The organism is Roseibaca sp. Y0-43 (genome assembly GCF_020667835.1).
Classification (GTDB): domain Bacteria; phylum Pseudomonadota; class Alphaproteobacteria; order Rhodobacterales; family Rhodobacteraceae; genus Roseinatronobacter.
This window is the reverse complement of the sequence record NZ_JAFMPR010000001.1, coordinates 149,210-173,607: the sequence shown is the minus strand read 5'-3', so window position 1 is coordinate 173,607 and position 24,398 is coordinate 149,210. Positions and strand designations below refer to the sequence as shown.

Annotated in this window: 21 protein-coding genes and 1 tRNA gene; 16 read left to right on the top strand and 6 right to left on the bottom strand. The window is 65.4% G+C overall.

Annotated features, from left to right (window positions below; translation table 11 throughout):
* Positions 1-36: 36 nt before the first annotated feature.
* The 8 genes from J1C52_RS00855 (at position 37) to J1C52_RS00820 (ending at position 9,566) form a co-directional block, all read left to right on the top strand.
* On the top strand, positions 37-951 hold the full coding sequence (locus tag J1C52_RS00855; RefSeq protein ID WP_227426023.1) for a D-alanine--D-alanine ligase: 915 nt from the start codon (positions 37-39) through the stop codon (positions 949-951).
* The gene (locus J1C52_RS00850; protein WP_227426022.1) at positions 939-2,156 is read left to right on the top strand and encodes a cell division protein FtsQ/DivIB; all 1,218 of its coding nucleotides are present in this window, start codon (positions 939-941) and stop codon (positions 2,154-2,156) included. Before J1C52_RS00855 ends, J1C52_RS00850 begins: the two co-directional genes overlap by 13 nt.
* Complete coding sequence (gene ftsA / locus J1C52_RS00845) at positions 2,156-3,487, top strand: cell division protein FtsA (protein ID WP_227426287.1); 1,332 nt, start codon at positions 2,156-2,158, stop codon at positions 3,485-3,487. Before J1C52_RS00850 ends, ftsA begins: the two co-directional genes overlap by 1 nt.
* 184 nt (positions 3,488-3,671) lie before the next feature.
* Positions 3,672-5,417 (top strand): cell division protein FtsZ, encoded by a 1,746-nt coding sequence (gene ftsZ, locus J1C52_RS00840; protein ID WP_227426021.1) that lies wholly within the window; start codon positions 3,672-3,674, stop codon positions 5,415-5,417.
* 228 nt (positions 5,418-5,645) lie between these two features.
* Positions 5,646-6,557: a UDP-3-O-acyl-N-acetylglucosamine deacetylase gene (gene lpxC, locus J1C52_RS00835; protein ID WP_227426020.1), complete on the top strand. Its 912-nt coding sequence runs from the start codon at positions 5,646-5,648 to the stop codon at positions 6,555-6,557.
* Between the two features lie 108 nt (positions 6,558-6,665).
* The gene (locus tag J1C52_RS00830) at positions 6,666-7,508 is read left to right on the top strand and encodes an outer membrane protein assembly factor BamD (protein ID WP_227426019.1); all 843 of its coding nucleotides are present in this window, start codon (positions 6,666-6,668) and stop codon (positions 7,506-7,508) included.
* Between the two features lie 37 nt (positions 7,509-7,545).
* Positions 7,546-9,204, top strand: coding sequence for a DNA repair protein RecN (recN, locus tag J1C52_RS00825; RefSeq protein WP_227426018.1), 1,659 nt, complete (start codon positions 7,546-7,548; stop codon positions 9,202-9,204).
* An 11-nt stretch (positions 9,205-9,215) separates the two neighbouring features.
* Positions 9,216-9,566 (top strand): hypothetical protein, encoded by a 351-nt coding sequence (locus J1C52_RS00820; RefSeq protein WP_227426017.1) that lies wholly within the window; start codon positions 9,216-9,218, stop codon positions 9,564-9,566.
* Here the strand turns inward: J1C52_RS00820 and J1C52_RS00815 are convergent.
* Entirely contained in the window at positions 9,563-9,772 is a 210-nt protein-coding gene (locus tag J1C52_RS00815; RefSeq protein WP_227426016.1) for a DUF6324 family protein, read from the bottom strand. The two genes, J1C52_RS00820 and J1C52_RS00815, sit on opposite strands and share 4 nt — an antisense overlap.
* A gap of 115 nt (positions 9,773-9,887) precedes the next feature.
* On the opposite strand from J1C52_RS00815, the gene J1C52_RS00810 reads away from it, so the two are divergent.
* The 3 genes from J1C52_RS00810 (at position 9,888) to dacB (ending at position 12,273) form a co-directional block, all read left to right on the top strand.
* Positions 9,888-9,964: transfer RNA gene (locus J1C52_RS00810), tRNA-His, on the top strand.
* A gap of 97 nt (positions 9,965-10,061) precedes the next feature.
* Entirely contained in the window at positions 10,062-10,670 is a 609-nt protein-coding gene (locus J1C52_RS00805; protein ID WP_255618351.1) for a nicotinate-nucleotide adenylyltransferase, read from the top strand.
* A 115-nt stretch (positions 10,671-10,785) separates the two neighbouring features.
* Positions 10,786-12,273: a D-alanyl-D-alanine carboxypeptidase/D-alanyl-D-alanine endopeptidase gene (gene dacB / locus J1C52_RS00800; RefSeq protein ID WP_227426014.1), complete on the top strand. Its 1,488-nt coding sequence runs from the start codon at positions 10,786-10,788 to the stop codon at positions 12,271-12,273.
* A 3-nt stretch (positions 12,274-12,276) separates the two neighbouring features.
* On the opposite strand, the gene accC is transcribed toward dacB, so the two are convergent.
* Both accC and accB read right to left on the bottom strand, forming a co-directional pair.
* Positions 12,277-13,626 (bottom strand): acetyl-CoA carboxylase biotin carboxylase subunit, encoded by a 1,350-nt coding sequence (accC, locus tag J1C52_RS00795; RefSeq protein ID WP_227426013.1) that lies wholly within the window; start codon positions 13,624-13,626, stop codon positions 12,277-12,279.
* A 13-nt stretch (positions 13,627-13,639) separates the two neighbouring features.
* Positions 13,640-14,131: an acetyl-CoA carboxylase biotin carboxyl carrier protein gene (gene accB / locus J1C52_RS00790; RefSeq protein ID WP_227426012.1), complete on the bottom strand. Its 492-nt coding sequence runs from the start codon at positions 14,129-14,131 to the stop codon at positions 13,640-13,642.
* A 179-nt stretch (positions 14,132-14,310) separates the two neighbouring features.
* Between accB and J1C52_RS00785 the strand changes: the two genes are divergently transcribed.
* The 4 genes from J1C52_RS00785 (at position 14,311) to J1C52_RS00770 (ending at position 19,157) form a co-directional block, all read left to right on the top strand.
* Complete coding sequence (locus J1C52_RS00785) at positions 14,311-15,627, top strand: helix-turn-helix domain-containing protein (RefSeq protein ID WP_227426011.1); 1,317 nt, start codon at positions 14,311-14,313, stop codon at positions 15,625-15,627.
* A gap of 171 nt (positions 15,628-15,798) precedes the next feature.
* Positions 15,799-16,170 (top strand): response regulator transcription factor, encoded by a 372-nt coding sequence (locus tag J1C52_RS00780; RefSeq protein ID WP_227426010.1) that lies wholly within the window; start codon positions 15,799-15,801, stop codon positions 16,168-16,170.
* Positions 16,167-16,445, top strand: a complete 279-nt coding sequence (locus J1C52_RS00775; RefSeq protein WP_227426009.1) for a hypothetical protein — start codon at positions 16,167-16,169, stop codon at positions 16,443-16,445. The genes J1C52_RS00780 and J1C52_RS00775 overlap by 4 nt, the downstream gene beginning before the upstream one ends.
* Positions 16,446-16,448: 3 nt before the next feature.
* Positions 16,449-19,157, top strand: a complete 2,709-nt coding sequence (locus tag J1C52_RS00770) for an ATP-binding protein (RefSeq protein ID WP_227426008.1) — start codon at positions 16,449-16,451, stop codon at positions 19,155-19,157.
* Between the two features lie 4 nt (positions 19,158-19,161).
* On the opposite strand, the gene pepN is transcribed toward J1C52_RS00770, so the two are convergent.
* Together pepN and J1C52_RS00760 are read right to left on the bottom strand one after the other, a co-directional pair.
* The gene (gene pepN / locus J1C52_RS00765) at positions 19,162-21,720 is read right to left on the bottom strand and encodes an aminopeptidase N (RefSeq protein ID WP_227426007.1); all 2,559 of its coding nucleotides are present in this window, start codon (positions 21,718-21,720) and stop codon (positions 19,162-19,164) included.
* Between the two features lie 54 nt (positions 21,721-21,774).
* The gene (locus J1C52_RS00760) at positions 21,775-22,218 is read right to left on the bottom strand and encodes a CAP domain-containing protein (RefSeq protein WP_227426006.1); all 444 of its coding nucleotides are present in this window, start codon (positions 22,216-22,218) and stop codon (positions 21,775-21,777) included.
* A 115-nt stretch (positions 22,219-22,333) separates the two neighbouring features.
* On the opposite strand from J1C52_RS00760, the gene J1C52_RS00755 reads away from it, so the two are divergent.
* Entirely contained in the window at positions 22,334-23,848 is a 1,515-nt protein-coding gene (locus tag J1C52_RS00755) for an FAD-binding domain-containing protein (RefSeq protein WP_227426005.1), read from the top strand.
* Here J1C52_RS00755 and J1C52_RS00750 read toward each other — a convergent pair.
* A complete protein-coding gene (locus J1C52_RS00750) occupies positions 23,845-24,282 on the bottom strand; it encodes a DsrE family protein (protein ID WP_227426004.1) in 438 nt (145 codons plus the stop codon). The two genes, J1C52_RS00755 and J1C52_RS00750, sit on opposite strands and share 4 nt — an antisense overlap.
* Positions 24,283-24,398: the final 116 nt, after the last annotated feature.

Sequence of the window (24,398 nt, the reverse complement as noted above, 5' to 3'; positions counted from 1 at the left end):
CCTGAAAACAGGGCATAACAGGCAACGGAATTGGGCATGTCGAGCAGGGCAGCCCCCCGTATATGTGTTTTGAAAGGCGGACTCTCGGCCGAGCGCGAGGTGTCTTTGTCTTCCGGGCACGAATGCGCGAAGGCGCTGCGGGTGGCAGGATTCGAGGTGATCGAACTGGACGCGCGCGGCGATCTCGTGCAGCGCCTGATAGAGATTGCGCCGGACGTGGTGTTCAACGCGCTGCATGGCCGGTTCGGCGAAGATGGCTGTGTGCAGGGCATTTTAGAATGGCTGCGCATCCCTTACACGCATTCGGGTGTTCTGGCCTCGGCCCTGGCGATGGACAAGGCGCGGGCGAAAGCGGCCTTTGTGGGCGCGGGGCTGCCCGTGGTCGAAAGCCGTATCGCCCCCAAGGCAGAGGTGATGGCGGCGCATCTGCTGCCGCCGCCCTATGTGGTGAAACCGAATAACGAAGGGTCGTCCGTCGGCGTCTATCTGGTGCAGGAGGGAGCAAATTCGCCGCCGCGCTTGTCCGACCAGATGCCCGCCGAGGTGATGGTCGAAGCCTTCGCGCCGGGCCGCGAGATGACCACGACCGTGCTGGGCGACCGCGCGCTGACTGTCACCGACATTCTGACCGATGGCTGGTATGATTACGACGCGAAATACAAGCCCGGCGGCTCGCGCCATGTTCTGCCAGCCGATCTGCCGCAAGACATTTTCGACGCCTGCATGGACTATGCCCTGCGCGCGCACAAGGCGCTGGGCTGCCGGGGCGTCAGCCGCACCGATTTCCGTTGGGACGAGGAGAAAGGGCTGGACGGGCTGATCCTGCTGGAAACCAACACCCAGCCCGGTATGACGCCCACCTCGCTTGTGCCCGAGCAGGCCGCGCATTGTGGCATCGCTTTCTCGGACCTGTGCCGCTTATTGGTCGAGGATGCGTCATGCGACCGATAAGGCACGATCTGGACGGTGGCAGCGCGCCGGTTTCCGCCTTGGCGCCCGAGCAATCCTTCTGGGACCATCTTGGTGCCACGCGCGCCGCCGAATACGCGCAAGAGGACATTCTGGACCTGTGCCCAGAGCCCACAGCGCCCCGTCAGCCCGCGCCCGCCCCGGCAGAGGCCGCCGAGAGTGTCGCGCAGACCCCCGGTGTCCTGCCCATGGGCGTGCCCGCCCCGATCCTTGGCGGCGAACATGCCTTGCCCGCCGGCGTGGCCTTTGGCCCGGACGCGTTCGAGGGTGTCGCGGCGCAATGGGCGCAGATGCGACCGGTCGCGCCGGAACCCGCCCGCAAGCCCATATCGGCCGCACAAACCCGGCGCGCCAAGATCTCTTACCGGTTGCAGCGCATCTGGCTGACGCCGTTTTACCGCGGGCTCATCACGCGCGGATTGCCGGCCTTGCTGATGGTGGCCTGTCTGGCTTTGGTGCTGTCGAACCCGCAAAACCGGCTGCAAATCGCGCTTTGGGGCGAGGCGCTCTATTCCTCGGTGGTGGACCGTCCCGGTTTCATGGTGACATCCGTGCAGATTTCGCCCGTCGCGCCAGAGCTGGAGCGCTCTATCCGCGCAAGGCTGGCCGACGAGCTGCCGCAATCCTCGTTCCGGCTGGACCTGCCTGCCTTGCGCGCAGAGATCGAGGCCTATGACTCGGTTGCCGAGGCTTCCCTGCGGTTGGGCGCGGGGGGCGAGATGATCGTGACCATCCGTGAACGCGCGCCGGTCGTGGTCTGGCATTCCGGCACGGAGCGGCAATTGCTGGATCTTGACGGCCACCGCGTGGCCATACTGGCCCCGAACGCGCAGGTGCCCGCGTTGCCGCTGATCGCGGGCGACGGCGCGCAGGGCCATGTCCGCGAGGCCTTGGCGCTTCTGGATGCCGCCCAGCCCTTGGGCGAACGCCTGCGCGGGTTGGTCCGCGTGGGCGAACGGCGCTGGGACGTGGTGCTAGACCGCGACCAGCGCATTCGCCTGCCCGAACAAGGGGCCATGCAGGCGCTGGAGCGCGCGCTGGCCCTGGACGACGCGCAAGACCTACTGGCCCGCGATGTGCTGTCGGTCGATCTGCGCAACCCCACCCGCCCGGTTTTGCATGTCAGCCAGGGCGCGATCGAAACGATGCGCGCCATCCGGCTTAACCCATCGGAGGTTTCCCAGTGATTCCTGATCCTTACGCATCCCAACGTGCCATGCGCCAAATGCGGCGCGCAGCCATTCAGCGCGGTGTGATCGGCGTGATCGACATTGGCACCTACAAGGTGGCCGCGCTGGTTCTGAAGCTGGAACAGCCCAACTCTTCACGCGCGCCCGGCATTGGCAACATGGCCGGGCAGGCGGGCTTTCGGGTGATCGGGGCGGGCACCACCCAATCCGTGGGCGTCCGCTATGGCGAGATTGCCGCCATGACCGAAACCGAATGCGCCGTGCGCACCGCGCTGCAAGCCGCGCAGAAAATGGCGCGCGAGCGCGTGGATCATGTCATCGTGTGCCTCTCGGGGGGCAATCCGCGCTCTTACGGGCTGACGGGCAATATCTCTATCGACGGCACGACCGTTGCGGAAAACGACATCGCGCAGGTCATGGCCGCCTGCGACATGCCCGATATCGGGCGCGGGCGCGACGTGCTGCACGCCCAGCCGATCAATTTCGCGCTGGACCACCGCAGCGGCCTGTCAGACCCCCGCGGCCAGTCGGGGCGCGTGCTGTCATGCGACATGCACATGGTCACGGTCGACACGGCCTTGGTGCGCGACATTTGCAATTGCCTGCGCCGCTGCGATGTCGAAGTCGCGGGTGTCACCTCCAGCGCCTATGCAACGGGCATGTCGGCGCTGGTGGAGGACGAGCAGGAACTGGGTGCGGCCTGCATCGACCTTGGCGCGGGCGTGTCGGGCGTGTCGATCTTCATGAAGAAACACATGATCTATGCCGACAGCGTGCGCATGGGCGGCGCGCTGGTGACATCCGACATCAGCCAGGGCTTGCAGGTCGATTTTGCCACCGCCGAACGGCTGAAAACCATCCATGGCGGGGTTCAGGCCACCTCTATGGATGATCGCGAGATGATCGAGATCGGGTCCAATACCGGCGATTGGGACAAGGATCGCCGCACCATCAGCCGCTCGGAACTGATCGGCATTATGCGCCCCCGGATCGAGGAAATTCTGGAACATGTCCGCGCCTGTCTGGATGCGGCGGGCTTCAACCACCTGCCCAGCCAGCAGGTCGTCCTCACCGGCGGCGCGGCGCAAGTGCCGGGGCTGGATGGTCTGGCCGCGCGCATCTTTGGCCAGCAAGTGCGCCTTGGCCGCCCTATGCGCGTGCGCGGGCTGCCGCAAGCGGCCTCTGGCCCAGCCTTTTCCAGCGCGGTGGGCCTTTCGGTTCTGGCGACCCACCCACAGGACGAATGGTGGGATTTCGACCTGCCGATCCAAAGCTACCCGGCGCGCTCGCTCAAACGCGCGGTGAAATGGTTCCGCGACAACTGGTAACCGCTAGATTTGGCAAACTTGTGGAAATGCGGCAGACATATCACAATAATTGCACAGATTTAGCGGTCAAATGCGAGTTTTTTGATGACTTCGCGGGCAAGACCTGTAGAATCAGCGGAAAATAGGCAAATCCGGCGCGCAGTTGTTCTGTAATCGGCCGGGCGAAAAAAGAGGCGGAGTAGCAATGGCATTGAATTTCGTTCAGACAGAACAGCGGACCGAACTGTCCCCGCGCATTACCGTGTTCGGTGTGGGCGGCGCTGGCGGCAACGCGGTCAACAACATGATCGACCAGAAGCTGGAAGGCGTCGATTTCGTCGTTGCGAATACCGACGCGCAGGCCTTGCAGCAAAACCGTGCCGAGGGGCGTATCCAGATCGGGGTCAAGATCACCGAAGGTCTGGGCGCGGGTGCGCGTGCCTCTGTCGGCTCTGCCGCCGCCGAAGAAAGCATCGAAGAAATCATCGATCATCTGGCGGGCGCGCATATGTGCTTCATCACCGCCGGCATGGGCGGCGGCACCGGCACGGGCGCGGCCCCGATCATCGCACAGGCCGCGCGCGAGTTGGGCGTGCTGACCGTGGGTGTGGTGACCAAGCCCTTCCAGTTCGAAGGTGCCAAGCGGATGCGTCAGGCCGAAGAGGGCATCGAGGCGCTGCAAAAGGTCGTCGATACGCTTATCATCATCCCCAACCAGAACCTGTTCCGTCTGGCAAATGAGCGCACGACCTTCACCGAAGCCTTCGCGATGGCTGACGATGTGCTGTATCAGGGCGTGAAAGGTGTGACCGATCTCATGGTGCGCCCCGGCCTTATCAACCTCGATTTCGCTGATGTCCGCGCCGTGATGGACGAGATGGGCAAGGCCATGATGGGCACGGGCGAAGCATCTGGCGAAGATCGCGCCATTCAGGCCGCCGAGAAAGCCATCGCCAACCCGCTTCTGGACGAAATCAGCCTGAACGGCGCGCGTGGCGTGCTTATCAACATCACCGGCGGGCATGACCTGACCCTGTTCGAGCTGGACGACGCCGCAAACCGCATCCGCGAAAAGGTGGACCCGGAAGCCAATATCATCGTCGGCTCGACCCTCGATCCGTCGATGGAAGGCAGCATCCGCGTGTCGGTCGTGGCAACCGGCATCGACGTGGATGCCGACCAGAAGGCCGAAGCACCGCGCAGCGCTGTCACGCCGTCCTTCATGGACCGCCCGGTCGCAGCCGCCCCTGCCGCGGCCCCGGTCCGCATGGCAGAGCCGGTTGTCCCCGCGCCCCAGCCGGAACCGCAGCCGCAGGTCGCCGCGCGCCCCGAACAGCCCAACCTGTTCGGCCATGATCGCGTGGCGCAAGCCCCGGCGGACCCCGCTGTTGCCGAGCAGGCGCCGCGCCAGCCGATTACCGCGTCGCGCTTTGGTGGCACCGCAGAGCCACAGCAGGAAGCGCCGCGCCAAGCCTATGCGCCGCAACCGCCGGTGCAGCAGCCCTATGCCGCCGCCGAAGAACAGTTCGACATCGACGACGTGTTCGAAGACCGCGCCGCCCCTGCCGCGCAGGAACCGGCGGCGGGCTTCACCGCGCCGCGCCGCACGGCACCCGGCACGCCTTCGCCCGAGACGCTGGCGCGTTTGCAGCGCGCGGTGCAAAAGGCCCCCGAAGCGCCCGCTGGCTATGGCCGCGCGCCCATGCCGCCACGCGAAGCGCCGATGGCTCCGCGCGGCGCACGTCCGCAGCCGCAGCAAGCAGAGGCCGAGAAAGGCTCTCGTTTCGGGATCGGGTCGTTCATCAGCCGCATGGCGGGCCAGTCGCACGACGCCCATGCCCATGCCCGCCAAGCCGCCCAGCCTGCGCCGTCCTATGACGAGCAGCCAGAGCGCAGCCAACAGGACGAACGGATCGAGATTCCGGCCTTCCTGCGGCGTCAGGCGAACTGATCCGCGCGATCACGCGATCACGATTGCAATTCGGAAAGGGCCGGTCGCACCGGCCTTTTTCTATTTTTATCAGTGCGTTACACGCGAATTTTTCCCATGTGCGGAAATCCGCCACCGGGCGGCGCCCGTGTTACAAAGGGTCACAATCTGTGAGTTGCAGTTGCAGCACCGACAGTATTACCACCACGTTAACGGCCCGGCAGAGGCCTTTTCGTAAGCGGTGAGAGAATGCAACGAACAGTTCAACGCGATATTTCGATCAGCGGGACAGGCCTGCATGGCGGCAAGCCGGTGCGGCTGGTCATCCGTCCCGCGCAGCCGGATGCCGGCCTGCGCTTCTATCGCAGCGATCTTGACAGCTTTATCGACGTGTCGCCCGCCAATTGGGTCGAAGCCAGCCTGTGCACCCTGCTGCGCAACGAAGACGGCCACGAAGTGCGCACGATCGAGCATCTGATGGCCGCGCTGCATGGCTGCGGCGTGCACAATGCCCTGATCGAGATGGACGGGCCGGAAGTGCCCATTCTTGACGGCAGTGCCGCGCCCTTCGTGCGCCGCATTCTGGAAACCGGGCTGGCCGAAACCGACGCGCCGCTGCATGTGCTGCGGGTGCTGCGCGAAGTGACGGTGCGGCGCGGCGATGCCCGCGCGACCCTGCGCCCGGCAGAAGATTTCCGCATGTCCTTCGACATCGCTTTTGACGACCCCGCCATCGGTCGCCAATCCGCCAGCATGGGCCTGCATAACGGCACCTTCCTGCGCGAACTCAGCGATTGCCGCACCTTCTGTATGCGCGCCGATGTCGAGATGATGCAGGCCAATGGTCTGGCTTTGGGTGGCACGCTCGATAACGCCGTCGTCTTTCATCAGGGCGAAGTTCTGACGCCGGGCGGTCTGCGCCGCCGTGACGAACCGGTGCGCCACAAGATGCTGGACGCGATGGGCGATCTTTATGTTCTGGGCCGCCCGCTTCTGGCCCATTACGAAGGCGTGCGCGCGGGCCATGCCGTGACCGGACTGCTTCTGCGGGCCTTGTTGTCGGACCCCCGGAACTACCGCGTGGAGCGCTGTGCGCCGCATCTGCAAGCCCGTTTGCCCGGTGTCGGCACCAGCCTGCGCGACCTGCCGCTTTCGGCCTAGGACACGACCCGCGCAACGGGTCGGGCGCGGGGGCAAAAGGCATTTTGCGCCCGTGATTTTTCTGTGCTAGGACCGTGACCAAGATTGACGGGATGGGGTGCTGCCAAGATGATCGTTTCGCAAGGATATGCGCGTCTGGGGCTGACAGTTGCGGTTCTGGCGTTGCTGGCGGGCTGTGCGCCGCGCGACACGCCGGACGAATCCTTGTCCAGCTTCTCGGCGGAAGAGATCTACAAGCGTGGCGAGTATGAGTTGGAAACCTCGCGCCGGTCGGAAGATTCGCTGCGTTATTTCCAGGAAATCGAGCGGCTTTACCCCTATACCGAATGGTCGCGCCGCGCGCTTATCATGCAGGCCTTCGCCCATCACCGCGCCCGCGAATACGAGGAAAGCCGCGTCGCCGCGCAGCGCTTTCTGGACACCTATCCGGGCGACGAGGATGCGCCCTATGCCGCCTATCTTCTGGCGCTGTCCTTCTATGACCAGATCGACGAGGTCGGCCGCGATCAAGGCTTGACCTTTCAGGCGCTGCAACATCTGCGCCGTGTGATCGAGGAATATCCGAACACCGATTACGCGCGCTCTGCCGTGCTGAAATTCGAACTGGCCTTCGACCATCTGGCGGCCAAGGAAATGGAAATCGGGCGCTATTACCTGAAACGTGGCAATTACAACGCCGCGATCAACCGGTTCCGCGTGGTCGTCGAGGATTTCCAGACCTCGACCCACACGCCCGAAGCGCTGCACCGCCTGGTCGAAGCCTATCTGTCGCTGGGTCTGGCCGACGAGGCGCAGACCGCCGGCGCGATCCTTGGTTATAACTTCGAAGCGAACCCCTTCTATCAGGACAGCTTTGGCTTGTTGACCGGGCAAGGCCTGTCGCCAGAGGCGCGCGGCGAGGGCTGGTTGCAGGCGATTTATCGCCAGTCGATCCTGGGGAGATGGCTCTGACCGCGCACCCGGTTGCGCGGGCGGGCTGACCGCCTTCATGCTGATCTCGCTCGATATCCGCGATGTGCTGATAATCGACCATCTGGAACTTGCGTTTCAGCCGGGGCTGAACGTGCTGACCGGCGAAACCGGCGCGGGCAAATCCATCTTGCTGGACAGTCTGGGCTTCGTGCTGGGTTGGCGCGGGCGCGCGGAACTGGTGCGCCAAGGGGCAGAGCAGGGCGAGGTGATTGCCGAATTCGCGCTTTCCGATGACCACCCGGCCCATGCGATTCTGGCAGAGGCGGGGCTGCCCGCATCGGACACGTTGCTTTTGCGCCGGGTGAACACGCGCGACGGGCGCAAGACGGGCTGGGTGAATGACCGCCGCGTTTCTGGCGAGGTGCTGCGCGCGCTGTCCGACACGCTTGTGGAATTGCACGGCCAGCAAGACGATCGCGGCCTGCTGAACCCGCGCGTGCATCGTGACCTGCTGGATGCCTTTGGCGGCTTGGATCTTGGTCCCCTGCGCGCGGCATGGTCCGCCTTGGGCCGCGCGCGCAAGGCACAGGCAGAGGCAGAGGCGCAGGTGCAATCGGTTCAGGCCGAGGAAGAGTTCCTGCGCCACGCCGTGGCAGAGCTGGACGCGCTTGCGCCCGAACAGGGCGAGGAAGCGCAGCTTGATGCGCAGCGCCGCCTGATGCAGCAGGCGGAGCGCGTCTGCGGCGACATCGCCCGCGCGGCCGCTGCCCTGTCGGAAGAGGGGGCAGAGCGGCTGATCGGCGATGCCAGCCGTTGGCTGGAAGACGTGGCCGACGCGGTCGAGGGGCGGCTGGACCCGGCGCTAGACGCGCTGTCGCGCGCGATGGATGCCTTGGGCGACGCGCAATCCAGCGTCACTGCCTGCATGGACGAGCTGGAATTTCACCCCGGCGCGCTGGAGCAGTTGGAGGACCGGCTGTTCGCCATTCGCGGGCTGGCGCGCAAGCATGGCGTTCTGCCCGACGATCTGAGCAGTTTCGCGGGTGAGCTGCGCGCGCGGCTGGACCGGCTGGACAATTCCGCCCGCGACTTGGCCGCCTTGGGCCAAGCCGTGCAAGACGCGCAAGCGGCCTATGATGCGGCGGCCACCGCCATCTCCGACGCCCGCGCCGACGCGGCCCGTCGGCTGGATGCGGAAATGGCGGGTGAACTCGCCCCCTTGAAGATGGAGCGCGCGCAATTCTCTACCGCCATTGCCCGCACCGACCCCGGCCCCGATGGCTGGGACGCGGTCACGTTCGAGGTTGCCACCAACCCCGGCGCGCCAAAGGGGGCACTGTCGAAAATCGCTTCTGGCGGGGAATTGTCGCGCTTTCTGCTGGCGTTGAAAGTGTGCCTGACACGCGGCCAGCCCGGCATGACTATGATCTTCGACGAAATCGACCGGGGCGTGGGCGGCGCGACCGCCGATGCCGTGGGCAAACGCCTGCGCGCGCTGGCCACGGGCGCGCAGGTGCTGGTCGTCACCCATTCGCCGCAAGTGGCGGCCCTTGGCGCGCATCACTGGCGGGTCGAGAAATCGGTCACGGACGGGCAAACCCTGTCGCGCGTTGTGCCGCTTTCCGCCGACGACCGCGTGCAAGAGATTGCGCGGATGCTCTCGGGTGATAGGGTGACAGATGCGGCGCGTGCAGCCGCCGAAGACCTGCTCTCCGCCGCGCCCTTGTCCAAGTGAAAGGCCCGATCATGTCCATGACCCCCCGCCTGAAAGCCAGCCTGGCCGTTCTGGCCATTGCCGGGCTTGGTGCCTGCACCATGAACCCGATGGCGCGCCCCATGCCGGTTATCCCGGCTCCGTCCGCGGGCACCGCACCTGCCCCGGCTGCGGGAATGGCGGGCGCGGAGGCGGCCTGCACCGCCGCTGGCCGCGAGCGCGGGCTGGATGTGTTGGGCGTGGTCAGCACGCGCGATGTGACCGGGGCCAGCGGTGCGCCAGAGCGTGACGTCATGCTGCGTGTCGCGCGCTCGGGCACTCAGCTGGAAGTGCGCTGCAACTATCAGCCCGACACCGGCACGGCCCGGATCATGCTGATCTAGCCTTTGCGCCCCTTGGGTTTGCCCCCCACGCCGCGCGCGGCCTGGGCGGCGAGGCGCAATTCTTCCGCGATCTCTTCGGCTTCGTCCGGGTCGAAATCCATCGGCAGGTCGATGCCGTTGCCGGCCACATAGATGCGGACCATGCCCGTGTCGGTCGGCCCGATTTGCAGATCCGCCGAGATGTCGGTTTCCGAATTGATGCCCATGTCGCGGCCCTTTCCTCGCGTTTCGCCTTGCCTCTGGCGATAAGCCGGATACCGGGTATTTTCAAGCGCTGCCCCTCTTGCAATCGCCTGCGCGCGGCGGTATCTCGACGCCTGTGCCGCCTTAGCTCAGTTGGTTAGAGCGCTGGATTGTGGATCCAGAGGTCCCCCGTTCAAGCCGGGGAGGCGGTACCATCCTCTTCCGTCCGATACCAACGCCCCTTGTCAGCCATGGGTCTGCAAGATAGGTCGCTGCCAAGCGATCAGCGCCAGAGGATCAGACGTGCCCGTTCTGCCGCGACATATCTTGCCCCATGCCCCCGACGGGGCGCGCGTGGGCCTGTTCGGCGGGTCGTTCGACCCTGCCCATCCCGGTCATGTGCATGTCACACATCACGCGCTCAGGGCGCTGAGGCTGGACCGTATCTGGTGGCTGGTCAGCCCCGGCAACCCCTTGAAGCGCAACGCCCCCGCCGGTTTGCAGGCGCGAATGGATCGTGCCCGCAGCCTGATCCGCGACCCGCGCGTGACAGTCACCGATCTTGAAACGCGGCTTGGCACCCGCAAGACCTGCGACACGATCGCGGCGCTGCAGGCGCAGTATCCACGGTTGAATTTTGTCTGGATCATGGGGGCCGACAACTTGGCCGGCTTTCACCATTGGGAAAACTGGCGCAGCATTGCCGCGCGCGTGCCGATGGCGGTCATTGCGCGGCCCGGTGCGCGGCAGCCCGCCCTTGGCTCTGTCGCCGCGCGCAGCCTGCGGGGGCACCGATTGCCGCAGGCCGATGCCGCCAGCCTTGCCCTGCGGCCCGCCCCGGTCTGGTGTTTTCTGACGATCCCGATGCGGGCCATTTCCTCCAGCGAGTTGCGGGCCAAGGGGCATTGGCCCATCCTGTGACACGCCCGAAACACAGTGTTTCGGGAATGTGATCGGTCAAAACCCTTCTCGGCTTTGGCGAATCAGGGTTAATGTGCCTTGAGCGGATTTGTGCCGATTTGATTGGAATATTCTCTTGCAGGACGATGAGCAGATGAAGCTGCGTCGGCGTGATTTCTTGACGGGTCTGAGCGGGACCGGGATAACCCTTGCGCTGCCCGCCTGTGCCAATGCCCCCGAACGGTCGCTGATCCCGCCCCCCAAACCCGCGCAATCGGCCGATTCCATCGTCAGCCGCGCGGGGCTTGGCGGCGATATTGCCTATGCGCTGATCGACATCTCTGACGGGAACCTACTGGAAGCGCGCGGCGCGAATACCGGCCTGCCGCCCGCCAGCGTGGCCAAGGCGATCACGGCGCTTTACGCGCTGGAAAAGCTGGGGCCGGGCTACCGCTTTAGCACGCGGGTGTTGGCGACAGGGCCGGTGCAGGGCGGCGTCTTGCGCGGCGATCTGGTGCTTGCGGGCGGGGGCGACCCCACGCTCGACACCGATGCGCTGGCGGGCCTTGCCGCGCGCCTTGTGCAAGGCGGCGTCCGCCGCGTCGAGGGGCGGTTTCTGGTCTGGGGTGGTGCGCTGCCCGCGATTGACCAGATCGCCGACGATCAAGCCGTGCAGGCAGGCTATAACCCGTCGGTCGGCGGGCTGAACCTGAACTACAATCGCGTTTATTTCGAATGGACCCGGCAGTCGGGTGACTATCGCGTCACGATGGATGCCCGCTCGGACCGTTTCCGGCCCGAAGTGCGGCTGGCGCGGATGCAGGTCGCCAATCGCGCAAGCCCGCTCTACACGTTCCAGATGGCGCGCGGGGTCGAACAATGGTCGGTCGCGCGCGGGGCGCTGGGCAATTCCGGCTCGCGCTGGTTGCCCGTGCGCCAGCCCGATCTTTACGCGGGAGAGGCTTTTCAGGGCCTCGCCGCCGCTCAGGGCCTGTCGCTGCCCGCACCGCAGCGGGCAAGCGCTGCGCCGCAGGGTCAGACCTTGGCAGAGCACCGCTCGGACACGCTGGCCGAACTGTTGCGCGCCACCTTGCGCTATTCCACCAACCTCAGCGCAGAGGCGATTGGTCTGAGCGCCACGGTCGCCAGCGGCACCATGCCGCGCGATCTGGCGCAATCCGGCGCGCTCATGAATGCGTGGGCGCGGGCACGCTACGGTATGTCGTCGTTGAACATGGTGGACCATTCGGGGCTTGGGGCCGCATCGCGCGTGTCCATGTCCGACCTTGCCAACATGTTCCGCCGCGCGGGCCGCGAAGGCGCGCTGAAACCCCTGCTGCGCGAACATCCGTTCCGCGACAGCAATGGCCGCCGTCTGCCCGAACAGCCCTTCGAAGTGCGCGCCAAGACCGGTACGCTCTACTTTGTGTCTGCCTTGGGCGGGTATATCCGCAGCCCCGGCGGGCGCGAGATGGCTTTTGCCATTTGTTCGTCCGATCTGCGCCAGCGTGCCCGTGTGGTGGGCGGCGGCGAAGATGCGCCAGCGGGCACCGTCGAATGGGCCCGCACCGCGCGCAATATGCAGCAAGACTTGCTCTATCGCTGGGCGCGGGCCTATTCCTGACGGTTATTCCGGCGCGGGTGCGGCGAGGAATTTTTCCAGCCAGTGAATGTTATAGTCGCCCGTCAGCACGTCGGGTTCCTGCAACAAGGCACGGAACAGCGGCACCGATGTGTCCACCCCGTCGATAATCAACTCGCCCAAAGCGCGGTGCAGGCGCGCCAGCGCCTCTGGCCGGTCGCGTCCATGCACGATCAGCTTGGCGATCAGGCTGTCGTAATAGGGCGGAATGGAATAGCCGGAATAAAGCGCGCTATCCATGCGCACCCCAAGACCACCCGGCGCGTGATAGGTGTTCACCTTGCCGGGGCAGGGGGTGAAATTCGGCAGCTTCTCGGCATTGATGCGCACCTCGATGGCGTGGCCGTTCACCTGCAACTCGTCTTGGCTGAAGGACAGGGGCTCGCCTGCCGCCACGCGGATCTGCTCGCGCACAAGGTCCACGCCGAAAATGGCCTCTGTCACGGGGTGTTCGACCTGCAAACGGGTGTTCATCTCGATGAAGAAGAACTCGCCGTTTTCATACAGGAACTCTATCGTGCCCGCGCCGCGATAGCCGATATCGGCCACGGCCTTGGCGCAGGTTTCGCCAATGCGCGCGCGCGTTTCGGCGTCGATGGACGGGCCGGGCGCTTCTTCCAGCACCTTCTGGTGGCGGCGCTGAAGCGAGCAATCCCGCTCGCCCAGATGCACGGCATTACCGCGCCCGTCGCCAAAGACCTGCACCTCGATATGGCGGGGCTGGCCGAGGTATTTCTCGATATAGACCTCGTCATTGCCAAAGGCGGCCTTGGCCTCGGCGCGGGCGGTGCGGAATGCGGTTTCCAGCTCTGACGCGCTGCGCGCCAGCTTCATGCCGCGCCCGCCGCCACCCGCCGTGGCCTTGATGATGACCGGGTAGCCGATGCTTTCGGCCACCGCCTGCGCGGTTTGCAGATGCCCCACGCCACCATCCGATCCGGGCACACAGGGCACACCCAGTTTCAGCATCGTGTCCTTGGCGGTGATCTTGTCGCCCATTAGCCGGATATGTTCCGCCGAAGGGCCGATAAAGGCGATGCCGTGATCTTCGACCACCTGCACGAAATCGGCATTCTCGGACAAGAACCCGTAACCCGGATGGATCGCTTCCGCGCCCGAAATCTCGCAGGCGGAAATGATCGACGGGACAGACAGATAGCTTTGCGCAGACGAGGGCGGACCGATGCAGATCGCCTCATCCGCCATGCGCACATGCATCGCATTGGCATCGGCGGTCGAATGCACCGCGACCGACGCGATCCCCATCTCGCGGCAGGCGCGGATCACGCGCAGCGCGATCTCTCCGCGATTGGCGATCAGGATCTTCTTGAACATGCCGGGCCTGCCTTTATTCGATAATCATCAGCGGCGCGCCGAATTCGACGGGCGACGCATCGCCCACCAGAATGCGCTTGACCACACCGGCGCGCGGAGCAGGGATGTGGTTCATGGTTTTCATCGCTTCGATAATCAGCAGCGTGTCGCCCTCGGCCACCTGTGCGCCGACGCTGACGAAATTCGTGGCACCGGGTTCCGGGGCAAGGTAGATCGTGCCCACCATGGGCGAGGTGACGACACCGGGGTGATCGGCGGGGTTGCCACCGGCCGCGGTGGCTGGGGCGTCTGCAGCGGTGGGCGCGGCGGCAGGGGCAGGGGCCGCGGCATAGCTGACGGGCGCGGCCTGTACCGGGGCTGCCTGTGGCACGAATTTCGACACACGCACGTTCAGGCTGTCATTCTCGCCATATTCGCGCTTCACGTTCACCTCTGTCAGGTCGTTCTCGTTCAGCAATTCTGCGAGGGCTTTGATGAAGGCGACATCTGCGTCGTTGCGGGACATGAATACCTCTATGCGTGGCGAAGGAGCGGGCCATACGAAACCCGGCTGTTTGGCCGCGGGTTATACTGTCTATGACGGGTAGTGTGAAGCGGCGTTTTTCCATGTGCGCGCGTGGCGCGTGGCGCGCGATCTTCACAGGGGTGTCAAAACCTGTAAATTGGGTGGCTGGAGGTCGGCTTATGTCCCGCAGCGCTTTGACAGGCACCCGCATTCGCGCCCGCCGCACCCTGCGCGGGATGCGCCAGACCGATCTGGCCCGGATGGTGGGGGTCTCTCCATCCTATCTGAACCTGATCGAACATAACCGCCGCAAGGTCAGCGCCCCGCTTTTGAACGCGCTTGCGCAGGCGCTTGGCGTGTCGTCCGACGCTTTGGTCGAGGATGGTGACACGCGGCTGGTCGAAGGGGCACGCGCCGCCGCGCTGCGCGCCGATACCGACCTGTCAGAGCTGGAACGGATCGACGACCTGATCGGGCGCTTCCCCGGCTGGGCGGCGGTGCTGGCCGAAACCCATGCCCGCGTCGAGCGGCTGGAGCGCGTGGTCGAACAGCTCAATGACCGGATGACGCATGACCCCTACCTGGGCGACGCGCTGCATGAAATCATCTCTGCCGTCACTTCTGTGCAATCGACCGCCGCCATCCTGAATGACGATGCCGATCTGGACCCAGAATGGCAGACCCGCTTTCACAGGAACATCCTGACCGATTCCGGCCGCTTGGCCGAAGGTGCGGTGGCACTGGTCAACTACATCGACAGTGCCAAGACCGGCGAGACGGGCATCGCCGCCCCGCAGGAAGAGGTCGAGGCGTGGCTTGCCCGCGAAGGCTATCACATCGCGATGACCGAGGGCGATGACCTGAGCGGGGCAGAGGCCTATCTGGACGCGCAGGTCGAACTGGCCTCTGGCGCGGCGCGGCAACTGGCGCTGGGTTGGCTGCACCAGATGCAGGCCGATGCGCAGGCGTTGCCCTTGTCCGCCCTGCAAACCGCCTTGGCCGCGCATGGCATGGCCCCTGACAGGCTGGCCGCAGAGTTCGGCTGCGGGGTCGATGTGGTGTTGCGCCGGCTCGCGCATGTGCCCCGCGCGCTCAGCGCCGATCTGGGCTTGCCGCCCGTGGGGCTTGCGATTTGCGACATGTCGGGGACGCTGCTGTATCGCCGCCCGCTGGACGGGTTCGACTTTCCGCGCTTCGGGGGCGGCTGCCCTCTGTGGCCGCTCTATCATGCGCTGCGCCAGCCGCATGTGGCCTTGCGCGCCAGTCTTGTGACGGCAGGGCGGACGGGGCGGCGCTTCGGCGCCTATGCCATCGCCTGTGTTGCCGGGGCGGCGCGGGTCGACCAGCCGCCGGTGCTGCGCGCCACGATGCTGCTTTTGCCCGAAGACGGGCAGGCCACGGACCGCGCCATCCCGGTTGGCGCAAGTTGCCGGACCTGCCCGCAAATGGAGTGCGCGGCGCGGCGCGAGCCGTCCATCCTTGTGACCGGCGCATGATGAACGCGCCAAGCGGGCATCTGCGGCTTTGACAGAAGTGTCATAATGGGAAATAAAGTATCTGCGCGGTGTCGGGAGGAGACAGCACACCAGCGCGACCGCAAGCCGCGTGCGCGTGTCGCACGCGGCACCGGGCAAGGCACTGGCCCACGGGCCGGGAGGGGGTGGCTTGTGAACCAGAAACGTGTCTTGGTCTTGGAAGACGAGCCGAATATCTCGGAAGCGATCCGTTTCATCCTGACCCGCGACGGCTGGCAGGTCGAGGTCGAGGCCGATGGCATCGCCGCGCTGGAGCGGCTGCGCAGCGCCCCGCCGGACGCGCTGATCCTTGACCTGATGCTCCCCGACATGAACGGCTTTGACGTGTTGCGCTCGCTGCGGGCCTCGGAGGCTACGCGCCATTTGCCGGTGCTGATGCTGACCGCCAAGGGCCAGAGCGCCGACCGCGAACTGGCGGCCCAGCTTGGCGTCACGCGCTTCATGACCAAACCTTTCGCCAATGCCGATGTGGTGTCGGCGCTGCAATCCATGGTCGCGTCGTGAAGCCGCCCGCCTCGCCCCCGTTTCTGGCGCGCAACAGCTACCGGCTGCGCCGCCTGATGGATGCCGCCCGCTTCCTGCCGGTCTTCGGCTTCGTGTTGATGCTGCTGCCGCTCATGCGCGAAGACCCGGCCACGGGCACGGGGTCGGCGGCCAGCGAATGGGCCTATCTGTTCGCCGTGTGGCTGGTCCTGATCCTGGCCACGGCACTGATGGCGCGCGGCTTGCGCAAGGCGTTCGACCCGCCGAAAGCCCCCGATCCGGCCCGCAAGGATTAGCGCATGTCCTTCAACCTGCTGGTCCTGACCTGCCTGGCCTACGTGGCGCTTCTGTTTGCCGTTGCCTCGCTGGCCGAGCGCAGCGCCGAGGAAGGGCGCGCGGGCTGGCTGCGCTCGCCCCTTGTCTACACGCTGTCGCTGTCGGTCTATTGCACGGCATGGACCTTTTACGGCGCGGTGGGCTACGCGGCGCGCTCGGGGCTGGAATTCATGACCATCTACCTTGGCCCGACACTGGTCTTCGTCGGCTGGTGGGTGATCTTGCGTAAACTGGTGCGCATCGGGCGCGAGAACCGCGTCACCTCGATCGCCGATTTCATCTCGTCGCGCTATGGAAAATCGAACCTTCTGGGTGTGATCGTAACGGTGCTCTGCATCTCGGCAGGCACGCCCTATATCGCGCTGCAACTGCAATCCATCGCGCAATCCTTCACCGTCTTCGTGACCGATCTGGACACGGCCCCGGTGGCGGGCGACCGCACGCTGATCGCGCTATGGGTGGCAATCGGGCTTGCCTTTTTCACCATCGTGTTCGGCACCCGCAATCTGGACGCCAATGAACAGCATCACGGCGTGGTCACGGCCATCGCGCTGGAAGCGGTGGTCAAGCTGGTGGCGCTTCTGGCGGTGGGTGTGTTCGTGGTCTGGGGCGTGGCGGGCGGTCCGGCCGATATTCTGGCCCGGATCGACGCGCAGGCGCTGCCGGACTGGCAGATCCAGCCGGGGCGCTGGACCGGGCTTATCCTGCTTTCGGCCATCGCGATCATCACGCTTCCGCGCATGTTCCAGGTGCTTGTCGTGGAAAATGTCGATGACAAGCACCTCGCCACCGCAAGCTGGGCCTTTCCGGCCTATCTGTTCGCCATCAGCCTGTTCGTTTTGCCCATCGCTGCGCTGGGGATGGAGCTTATGCCCGCAGGGTCCAACCCCGACATGTTCGTGATGACCCTGCCGCTGGCGCTGGGCCGCGACGATCTGGCGCTTCTGGCTTTCCTCGGCGGGTTTTCGGCGGCGACATCCATGGTCATTGTCGCGTCCCTCGCTTTGGCTACGATGGTGTCGAACCATATCGTCGTGCCGCTGTGGCTGGCGCTGCGCGCGGCCAACGGACAGGATACCGGCAATATGCGCCTGCTGGTGCTGAATGTGCGGCGGCTGTCGATCAGCATCGTGCTAGGCTTCGGCTATCTTTACTACGTCATGTCCGGCGGGTCAGAGGCATTGGCCGCCATCGGCCTGATCGCCTTCGTCGGCATGGCACAGACCTTGCCCGCGCTGCTGGGCGCGCTGTTCTGGCGCGGGGCCAGCCGCACCGGGGCGGCGCTGGGCCTGATCTCGGGCGCAGCGCTTTGGGCCTATACGCTGCTGCTGCCCAGTTTCGGCCCTGGCGTGGTGCTGCCGGCCCATGTCATGGCCGACGGGCTGTTCGGCCTGCCATGGCTGCGGCCCTACAGCCTGTTCGGGCTGACCACGCTTGACCCGCTGTTACACGCGCTTTTCTGGTCACTTCTGGTCAATGTGCTGGCCTTCTGCATCGGGTCGTTCCTCAGCTTTCCCAGCCCGATCGAGCGGGTGCAGGGCGCGCTCTTCGTCAATGTCTATGACCGGCCCGGCCCTGCGCGCAGCTGGTCGCGGCCCATGGCGCAGGCCGAAGACCTGTTGCCCGTGGCGCAACGCATCATCGGGGTGAAATCGGCGCAGGCGTTTTTTCAGGCACAGGCCGAAGGGCAGGGCAAGGCGGGGTTCCTGCCCGACATCACCCCCGAATTTCTGGAAGCGCTGGAGCTGAAACTCGCGGGCTCTGTGGGGGCCGCGACCGCACATGCCATGATCGCGCAATCGGCGGGCACGGCCGTCGTCTCTGTCGAAGACCTGATGGCGGTCGCGTCGGAAACCGCGCAGATCATGGAATACTCCAGCCAGTTGGAGGCGAAATCCGAAGAACTGACGCGCACCGCCCGCAAGCTGCGCGAAGCCAATGACAAGCTGCGCAAATTGTCGGTGCAGAAGGACGCGTTCCTGTCGCAGATCAGCCATGAATTGCGCACGCCCATGACCTCTATCCGCGCCTTCTCCGAGATCATGATGGAAGCCGACAGCCTCTCACCCGAAGAGCAGGCGCATTTCGCCCAAGTCATCCATGACGAATCCATCCGCCTGACGCGGCTTCTGGATGACCTGCTGGACCTGTCGGTTCTGGAACATGGGCAGGTGCAACTGGACGTGGCGCCCGCGAACCTGCGCAAGCTGCTGGATCAGGCCGTCACCTCGTCGAAATCGGTGCAGGCAAACCGCATGTTCCGCATCATCCGCTCGCGCGATGACGAGGAGATCATGGTTACGACCGATGGCGGGCGGCTGACACAGGTCTTCATCAACATCCTGTCGAACGCGCGCAAATACTGCACCGCCGAGACGCCCGAGATTTACATTCAGGTCCGGCAGATGCAGGACATGATCGAAATTGATTTCACCGATAATGGCGCGGGCATCCCGACCGAAAGCCAGGCGCTGATCTTCGAGAAATTCGCCCGCCTGACCGACTCGCTTCACGCGGGCGGGGCGGGGCTTGGCTTGGCGATCTGCCGCGAGATCATGCAAAAGCTGGGCGGCGACATCATCTATGTGCCGGGGCAGGGCGGAGCGTCTTTCCGCGTCAGCTTCCCGCGCGTCCTTGCCGCCCGCGCGCCCCGGCGCGAGGCGGCGGAATAGCGCGTCACTCCAGCATCCGGCCCGCCATCTCACCCATATCGCGCGAGCAGTCGGGCCGGTCACGGATGCGCTCCAGCTCTGCGCGGATCAGGGCCTGACGGTCCGCGTCGTAGCGCCGCCACGTCTCGAACACGGTCGACACGCGCGCGGCGGCTTGCGGGTTCGCGCCGTCCAGCCGGATCAGCCAGTCGGCGACCAGCCGGTAGCCCGCGCCATCCTTGCGGTGGAACCCGGCCGGATGCGCGCCCAAGACCGCGATGACAGAGCGGAACCGGTTGGGGTTCTTCCAGTCAAAGGCCTTGTGCCCTGTCAACTCCGCCGCGATGTTGGGCGCGCGCTCGGGCTTGGCGAACATGACCTGCGCCGCGAACCACTTGTCCATCACCAAGCGGTCATTCTGCCATTGGCGATAGAATTGCGCGCCCTCTTCTGCGCCCGCACCAACGCCCAGAAGCGCCGTCCATGCACCGAATTGTTCGGTCATGTTGTCGGCCCGCGCGAAAATGGCGCGCGCCTTGGCCCCGCCATCGGCATGGGCCAGAAGGCTTGCCGCCGCCAGCCGCAACGCCCGGCGGCCCGCGTCGCGCGCATCGGGGCTGTAGGGGCCGGGGGTTTCCATGGCATCGACCACGCGCGCAAGTTCTGGCGCAAGCGCTTCTGCCAGCGTGTCCAAGGCCCGCCCGCGCGCGGCATGGATCGCGTCGGGGTCAGGCACATGGCCCGCCGCGTGCAGCGTCTGGGCCAGTTCATCCTCGCCCGGCAGGCGCAGGACCAGCGCGCGGAAGGCCGGGTCAAGGCTGTCATCGGTCAGCGCAAGGCGCATTGCGTCTATATAGTCGGGGCCGGGGCGCGCGCCCTCCAGCACCATCGCCTGCAAGATGTCGCGCGCAAGATTGTGGCCTGCTTCGAACCGTGCGAACGGGTCTGTGTCATGGCCCAGCAGCGTCGCGCGCTCGGCGCTGGATTGCGCGTGCTCCAGCGTGACGGGCGCGGAAAAGCCCCGCAATGCCGAGACCACGGGCCGCGCGGGCAGGTTGTCGAAGGTGAAGACCTGCTCGGGGCTGTCCAGTTCCAGCACGCGCGTGGGCATCACTTCCGCGCCATCCGGCCCGATCAGCCCCAGCGCGACCGGGATCAGCAACGGCTCTTTCAGCGGTTGGCCGGGGGTTGGCGCGGTGTGCTGGCGCAGGGTCAGCGTCAGCGTGCCGTCTTGCCAGTCTTCAAGCAGCGTCACCTTGGGCGTGCCTGCCTGCTCATACCAGCGTTTGAACTGCGACAGGTCGCGCCCCGCGGCTTCCTCGAACACGGCGACCCAATCCTCGATCGTGCAGGCCTGCCCGTCATGGCGGGCGAAATACAGGTCAAGTGCCGCCTTGTAGCGGTCTTCGCCCACAAGCAGGCGCAACATGCGGATCAGTTCGGCACCCTTTTCATAGACCGTGGCGGTGTAGAAATTGTTGATCTCGACATAGCTTTCAGGGCGGACGGGGTGCGCAAGCGGACCGGCATCTTCGCGGAACTGGCGCGCGCGGAGCGTCAGCACATCCTCGATGCGCTTGACCGCGTGGCTGCGCATATCGCCCATGAATTGCTGATCGCGGAAAACCGTCAGCCCTTCTTTCAGCGACAGTTGGAACCAGTCGCGGCAGGTGATGCGGTTGCCCGTCCAGTTGTGGAAATACTCATGCGCGATGATGCGTTCGATGGCGGCGAAATCGCCGTCGGTCGCGGTCGCGCTGGAGGCGAGGACGTAGCGAGAGTTGAAAATGTTCAAGCCCTTGTTCTCCATCGCGCCCATATTGAAGTCATCGACGGCGACGACGTTGAAAATGTCCAAGTCATAGGCGCGGCCATAGACCTGCTCGTCCCACAGCATGGAGCGTTTGAGCGCATCCATCGCATAGGCCGTGCGCCCTTCATCGCCGGGGCGGACCCAGATGTTAAGCTCTACCTCGCGCCCCTCCATCGTGGTGAAGCGGTCGGTCGTGGCGCGCAGATCGCCTGCGACCAGCGCGAAGAGGTAGCTGGGCTTGGGGTGGGGGTCGTCCCACTCGGCCCAGCCCGGACCGCTGGCCACCGGGTTGCCGTTCGACAAGAGCACCGGCAGGTCGCTTTCAATGCGCACCCGGAACGGGGCCATCACGTCGGGGCGGTCGGGGTAGAAGGTGATCTTGCGAAAGCCCTCGGCCTCGCATTGGGTGCAATACATGCCGTTCGACATGTATAGCCCTTCCAGCGCGGTGTTGCCCTCGGGCGCGATTTCGACCTCGGCTTCCCATGTGAAAGCGCCGTCTGGCAGGGCGCCCGCGGGCACGGTCAGGCCCGTGGCATTGGGGTCTGCCGCGACCGTCACACCGTCAATGCTGGCCGCGATCAGCCGCAGCCCTTCGCCGTCCAGCCGCAGGTCCTGCCCCGGCACGGCATCGGGGTTCGGCGAAAAGCGCAGACGGCTGATAACCCGCGTTGTGGTCGGAGCCAGTTTGAAGGTCAGGTCAACCTGTTCGACCAGAAAGGCGGGCGGCTGATAGTCGGCAAGGTAGATCGGCTGGGCGGTGTCGCGCATCATATCCTCCATGCGGTTTGGCCCAGAGGTAGTGCAAGCCCCGCGCGGGTGCAATCAGCAGCCGCCGCCAAACACCTGCACCCAATGCGGCCCCGGTGCCCGGCCAAGCCCCACATGCGTCAGCCCCGGATCGAGCAGGTTGGCGCGGTGGCCCGGAGAGTTCAGCCAGATGCGCATGACCGTCGGAATATCGCGCTGCCCGCGCGCGATATTCTCGGCCAGTTGGCAAAAGCCTGACAGGCCCACGCCGCGCGCGCGTTCGACCAGCCCGCTACCATCGGGGGCGGTATGGGCGAAATACCCACGGTCGGCCATGTCGCAGGCATGGGATTGCGCCATGCGCGACAGGCCTGCATCCAGCGCCAGCGGCCCAAGCCCCGCACTTGCCCGCGCGGCGTTGATGCTGGCCAGATGCACCTCTGCCTCTGGCGCCGCCACGGGGGCGCAGGCCAGTGCAGGCGTACCAAACAGAGCAAGAGCCAGAACAAGAAACCGCATCCTTTCGCTTAGCATGGTTTGCCGCAGCGGGCAGTCACAATCCTGCGTGACACTTATGAACATAAGGTGAACAATCTGCTTGACCGCAGGCCGCGCCGCGATACATCTTCGCCCCATGAGCGCGCCTGTCCTCCTTTGGTTTAAACGAGATTTGCGGATCACCGACCATCCCGCGCTGGCCATGGCCGGGCCGCGCGTTCTGCCGGTTTATATAATAGAACCAGAGTATTGGGCGCTGCCCGACAGCTCTGCCCGGCAATGGGCCTTTACCACCGAAGCCTTGGGCAGCTTGCGTGGGGAACTTGCGGCGCTCGGGCAGCCGCTTGTCATCCGAAAGGGGGATGCGGTGGCGGAACTGGCGCGGCTGTGCAAGCGGTACGGGGTAAGCCGCATCCTAAGCCACGAGGAAATCGGCAACGCATGGACCTATGCGCGCGACAAGCGGGTCGCGGCTTGGGCACGAGAGGTGGGAATCGACTGGCAGGAACTACCACAATGCGCCGTGGTGCGCCGTCTGCGCAGCCGCGACGGCTGGCAGGGCGCGCGCAATGCGTTCATCCGTCAGGGTGTGGCCGCACCCCCCGCCGCGTTAGAGCCGATTTGCACCACCGACCTGCCCGACCGCTTGCCCGATGCCCGCGCCTTGGGCATGAAGCCCGACCCTTGCGCGCACAGGCAAACCGGCACGCACAAGGCCGCGCGCGCCACGCTCCACAGCTTTCTGGCCACGCGCGCCGAAACCTACCGCGCGGGCATGTCCTCGCCCGTGACTGGCGAGCGCGCCTGCTCGCGCCTGTCGCCCTATCTGGCGCTGGGCGTTTTGTCGGTGCGCGAGGTCGAACTGGCGCGCCAATCCACACCCACCGATCGCCCCGGCTGGAAGGCCAGCATGACCAGCTTTGCCAAGCGCTTGGCGTGGCGCGACCATTTCATCCAAAAGCTGGAAGATGAGCCGCAACTGGAACACCGCTGCCTGCATCCGGCGCATGAGGGCTTGCGCGGCACCGACGCCGCGCGTTTGCAGGCTTGGGCAGAGGGGCAGACGGGCGTGCCCTTTGTCGATGCCTGTATGCGCTACCTGATGGCCACGGGCTGGCTGAATTTCAGGATGCGCGCCATGCTGATGAGCTTTGCCAGCTATCACCTGTGGCTGGATTGGCGCGATACCGGCGCGGTGCTGGCGCGGCGCTTCACCGATTACGAACCCGGCATTCACTGGAGCCAGGTCCAGATGCAGTCGGGCACGACGGGGATCAACACGCTGCGCATTTATAACCCTGTCAAACAGGGCCATGACCAAGATCCGGACGGACGCTTCATCCGGGCTTGGGTGCCGGAGTTAAAGGGGATTGCAGGGGAACACCTGCACGAACCTTGGACCGCGCCGAATGCGGGGCAAATCCTGGGCGCGCGCTACCCCGCGCCGGTGGTCGATCTGGCGCAAGCGGCGCGCCACGCGCGCGATGTGATGTGGGGCTTGCGCAAGGATGCGGGCTTCGGTCAGACGGCCCGTGCGATCGCGGTCAAGCACGCGTCACGCGCGCGCGACACAGACCGCAGCAGCGCGGGGGCAAAACGGGCCGCTTTGCGCAAACGGCCCGATCCTGCGCAGCTTAGCTTCGACCTTTAGGGCCGCAGGTAAGCATAGCCTTCGTATTGCAATTCCATCAGGCGCACGGCGCCAGAGGGCACGGTATTGGCCTCGGGCAGCAGCGTGATTTCGGTCTGCGCGCGTTGCTGCATGGCTTGAACGGTGTTCAGGCAGGCAGAAAAGCTGAGGTTGTCATGCGTCAGCCCCATTTGCGAGATACGTTCGCTGACCGGCGAGGTATCGGCGCGCAGCATGTGCAGGCCGGGGCCGTAGGTGACGATCTCGACGGTGACCTCTTGGCCAAGCCCTTCGTAATGCTTGATGATATTGGCGGCGTTGTTCAGCGCCATGTTCATGGTCTGAATGCTTTCTTCATCGACATGAATGGCAACTTTCGCGCCTTCAGCCCAAGCGGCCAGTGGCGCGATGGCAAGCAAGGTCGCGGCAACGCTGGCGCGGATGATCTTGTGCATGGTTTTCCTCCCAGAAAGCGGGGCGCCCTTCTGCGGCCCGCCGGGTCAGGATGCGCGGCATTCTGCCACAGATCAAGCATAACATTCGAATATCGTCATGCGACTGCTGTGGACCG

Coding starts and splice junctions, on each gene's coding strand:
- J1C52_RS00855 (WP_227426023.1), top strand. CDS start 37: ATGTCGAGCAGGGCAGCCCCCCGTATATGTGTTTTGAAAGGCGGACTC.
- J1C52_RS00850 (WP_227426022.1), top strand. CDS start 939: ATGCGACCGATAAGGCACGATCTGGACGGTGGCAGCGCGCCGGTTTCC.
- ftsZ (WP_227426021.1), top strand. CDS start 3,672: ATGGCATTGAATTTCGTTCAGACAGAACAGCGGACCGAACTGTCCCCG.
- lpxC (WP_227426020.1), top strand. CDS start 5,646: ATGCAACGAACAGTTCAACGCGATATTTCGATCAGCGGGACAGGCCTG.
- J1C52_RS00830 (WP_227426019.1), top strand. CDS start 6,666: ATGATCGTTTCGCAAGGATATGCGCGTCTGGGGCTGACAGTTGCGGTT.
- recN (WP_227426018.1), top strand. CDS start 7,546: ATGCTGATCTCGCTCGATATCCGCGATGTGCTGATAATCGACCATCTG.
- J1C52_RS00820 (WP_227426017.1), top strand. CDS start 9,216: ATGTCCATGACCCCCCGCCTGAAAGCCAGCCTGGCCGTTCTGGCCATT.
- J1C52_RS00815 (WP_227426016.1), bottom strand. CDS start 9,772: ATGGGCATCAATTCGGAAACCGACATCTCGGCGGATCTGCAAATCGGG.
- accC (WP_227426013.1), bottom strand. CDS start 13,626: ATGTTCAAGAAGATCCTGATCGCCAATCGCGGAGAGATCGCGCTGCGC.
- accB (WP_227426012.1), bottom strand. CDS start 14,131: ATGTCCCGCAACGACGCAGATGTCGCCTTCATCAAAGCCCTCGCAGAA.
- J1C52_RS00785 (WP_227426011.1), top strand. CDS start 14,311: ATGTCCCGCAGCGCTTTGACAGGCACCCGCATTCGCGCCCGCCGCACC.
- J1C52_RS00770 (WP_227426008.1), top strand. CDS start 16,449: ATGTCCTTCAACCTGCTGGTCCTGACCTGCCTGGCCTACGTGGCGCTT.
- pepN (WP_227426007.1), bottom strand. CDS start 21,720: ATGCGCGACACCGCCCAGCCGATCTACCTTGCCGACTATCAGCCGCCC.
- J1C52_RS00760 (WP_227426006.1), bottom strand. CDS start 22,218: ATGCGGTTTCTTGTTCTGGCTCTTGCTCTGTTTGGTACGCCTGCACTG.
- J1C52_RS00755 (WP_227426005.1), top strand. CDS start 22,334: ATGAGCGCGCCTGTCCTCCTTTGGTTTAAACGAGATTTGCGGATCACC.
- J1C52_RS00750 (WP_227426004.1), bottom strand. CDS start 24,282: ATGCACAAGATCATCCGCGCCAGCGTTGCCGCGACCTTGCTTGCCATC.